We start from the raw sequence: 3420 nt of genomic DNA on the forward strand, positions 1-3420 counted from the left end.
GCCGCCACAGCAGCATGCACCCGCGGCAGGCGCCGTCGGTGCGCCGCCGCCGCAAGCGAGACAGGGCCATCCGCCGGCTCAGGTCGTTGGGCGTGGGCAGCCGACTGCACGCGTCTATGGCGGCAATCCCTATCGCGGCCGCATGGCCTGGGATCGCGGCCACTGGCGCCACGAAATCCATAATGGACGGGAAGGCTGGTGGTGGGACGTCGGCGGCGTCTGGTACTTCTATCCGGAGCAGATGGAAGGTCCGCCGACCTACATTTCCGAGGACTATGCCGACGACGTCTATCCCGCGGCCGGCGGCTATGCGCCGCCGCCTCCGGCCTATGTCGCAGCACCCCCGCCGCCACCGCCGCCGGATCCGGCTGCCAGCGCTGTCGGCGGGGCCGTGGTCGGCGGCCTGCTCGGCGGACTGTTGACCGGACGCGCGTCCGGAGCCGCGGCAGGTGCCGTCATCGGCGGTGCCACGGGCGCGATTGCCGGCGCGACCGCAGCGTCGCGGCCGGGCTATTACATCGCCGAGGGCAACTGCTATTACCGCTACCCCTCCGGCCAATATGTCGCGGTCGATCCGCGCGCGTGCTACTGAGCGCGCAGGAGCCGACGAAAGCAACAGGATCGATGCCGAGCGCCTCCATCAGCCGCTCGGTGACGAAAGTTGAGACGCCAGCCTACGCCGCGATGCGGGCCGGTTGGCGGCTTGCAGGTCGCGAGGCCGCGCACCCCGGTAGGATCCGATCCTGTACGGCCCCGGAAGGAAGCTGACGGGCTGGACCGGCTCCAAGCCGCAGGTCCAGGGATAAATCGACGTCCGCCTACCCGGACGATTTGAATTCGCACAGCAAAAGAGCGCACGTGAGCTCCAGGTCACGCGCGCTCTTTGATCAAACCGCTCCAATTGCGATCAATGATCGTGATCGTCGTGATGGTCCTCGATCAGGTCGGCGTCCGGAAGCACTTTCTCCTCGGCCATGAGTTCGTCATGCGACTCATGTTTGCACACGAAGCTCGAAGCGACGTTCGTGCTACCCGTCCCGTTGTAGGTGAGTTTGTCGGGATACATGCAGATAGGCCGGCTCACTGTCGCAAGGGCTCGATTCGGATTGTTGTAGGCAATGATCGAATCCGGTGCCGTCCCATGCTCGACCCAATTGACGAGGGCCTGGAACAATGCGCCTGAGCTCGAGGAATCGATCAAAGGCGCATTCGGTTGATCGGGATTGCCGGCGCAGTGGCTGTTCCCCGGGTAGGGGAAGAACCGATAGAATTTTTGCACGCTGGGTAGGCCGCCGGCGTGCTTGGTGACGCGATTATAATAGTTGTAGGAGCCTCGTGGCATGATCAACAGATCGGCCAATCCATGATAAATGATCATCTTCCCTCCGTGTTCACGGAATTCAGACAGATCTGGGTTGTCTGTTCCAATCACGTCATGGAATTTAAGTTCTGACCGTTTGAATTGTTCAGCGAAACTGGCCTCCGTGATGGTGTGCCAGTCGAAGGCCGGATTCTGGTTGACCCAATATGCGAGATGTTCCGTTGAGATGACGAACGGCTTGGGACCATCCAGGCCGAGCATAGTTGTGCCGCGCTCGAGACCGAACCATAGTCGTTCGCCGGCTCTCGGTCCCGGAGGACCGTCCCAGATTTTGTTGACCGCGCTCGCTTCCTGGGATGTCAAGCAGGTCGCGGGATTCCCGCTGCAAAAGGGGCTCGCCCTAAAATGGCAGGCGCGCGGATCTTGGATGACGCCGTCCGTGATCCCGTCGAGCGCATCGCAGGCAGCGATGGACGCCGATTTCACGGCCTCGAGCTTGGCGGGGGAAATCGGTGCTCCCACCTCCTCATTCATGGCTATTTCGCCCCACTGTTCCGCAGGAATGAAGCGTTCCCAATTGAAGGCGGGCGCTCCCGCGAGAATGCCGTCATAATCGTCGGGATATCTTTGAGCCTGTTGATGGCCCTGGCGGCCGCCAGTCGAACAACCATTCCAATATGTGTATTTCGCCCTCATGCCGTAATAGAGCTCGGTGATCTTCTTGGTCCAGACTGTTTGCTGATGAATGCCGTTAAAGGCAAAGTCTCTGATAAGACCAAAATTCAGCGTGCCATCCGGATTTAACGCCCACGAACCGTCGCCTATGGGCCCGAATCCAGGGGTGGCCGGGTTACCAGTGTGTCCGGTATCGGTGTTCGATCCGACGTAGCCCGCATCCGTCGCCGGCGTCACCGGGCTGAGCACTCCCTGGTAGCCGCCGCCGCCGAGAGCCTCAATCCGTCCGTTCCACGCACCTTGTTGTCCGCCCGTTCCACCATCGGCCTGACTGAGGGGCAGACCGATGGCGATCTTTATAATTTGCTTCTGGCCCGGGAGATAGCCATCGTTCGGGCCGCCCAACTCGGAGACGGTAATATTGACCAGGCAATAGGACAGGTCCGTACCCGTGGCGGGCTGGATGGCCGAAGTCGCGGCAATCACGTCTTCGTCCGCCAACAGTTTTGCCGCAACGCCATTGCAATTCGGAAGCGGGGCTCCTGTAGCCCGTGATGGAATGAAGGCAGTCGAGCACATCAAAGCGACCGCAAAACCAAACAGTGGCTTGCGCTTTTCCCATTGCAAGCGATTCGGTCTCATCTGTTTCCTCCCATTTTTGATGAAGCTATCGCGCGCGATGACGCTCTCGCGGCATGCACGGTTTTTCCGAAAATGCGCTGATCTTGTCGGGCAATAAGCCTGCCGGAGACCGAATTCTCTACGGCTGTCGTCTCAAAGACCCCTCCCGTTTTTTTCGCATACGGACAAAAGTGCATGATAATGCACATTTCGTTGCTAGCAAGCATTAAAATACACAATGCGCTGGTTGCACTGCAGCGCTCAATTGTGGCTAGGCAGACTTCAGATTGTCTTTGATGGGGTTGCCAGCGAACACTCGAAAAAAATTTCTTCGCGAACGTTCTTCATTAGTAGGTTGGACTATCCGAGGCTTCGACGCACTCCCCGTTTTGACGGTCGCCGAGAAGGAGGTAAGACAAGGGGCGCACGTTTACCCCTCACGAAGGACCAGTCCTGGCCTTCCCTGCGGAAGGACGCTTGCTCATTTCCGCCGTGCCCAGGCTCGCCGGCCAGACGATAAAATGTGCAAATCGCAGGTTGATAACTATGCTGGCAACGGGGTTTATGGCTTGAATAGGCCGAGTTGTTACGGTTGCGCGTCGCTGCTGTCCTGGTGCGGCTTTCGTCCTGAGGCGGAGCCAACCAACGTGGTTTTTCGAGCATGACCTCGAACGAGCTTCCGTCGCATGGTTTCGGATCGCGACAATGAGCGGGCATCCACAGAGTAAGCGATTGATGGAGCGAAGGCTCCAAGTACAAGAAGGCGCCGACAAATTCGTCACCCTAGTTGGAGAACGAGTTCG

General features: G+C 59.5%; 2 protein-coding genes. One reads left to right on the top strand and one right to left on the bottom strand.

Annotated elements, in window-relative coordinates:
• The coding region (locus tag JOZ76_RS32120) for a hypothetical protein (protein WP_291705414.1) at nt 1-592 on the top strand (592 nt) is incomplete at its 5' end.
• Between the two features lie 315 nt (nt 593-907).
• On the opposite strand, the gene JOZ76_RS32130 is transcribed toward JOZ76_RS32120, so the two are convergent.
• A complete protein-coding gene (locus JOZ76_RS32130; RefSeq protein WP_291705415.1) occupies nt 908-2638 on the bottom strand; it encodes a tannase/feruloyl esterase family alpha/beta hydrolase in 1731 nt (576 codons plus the stop codon).
• Nucleotides 2639-3420 lie beyond the last annotated feature (782 nt).

Source organism: Bradyrhizobium sp. (genome assembly GCF_019244115.1).
GTDB lineage: Bacteria > Pseudomonadota > Alphaproteobacteria > Rhizobiales > Xanthobacteraceae > Bradyrhizobium.

What these genes read in the sequence shown, in the direction of transcription:
- JOZ76_RS32130 (WP_291705415.1), bottom strand. Translation starts at nt 2,638, where the DNA reads ATGAGACCGAATCGCTTGCAATGGGAAAAGCGCAAGCCACTGTTTGGT.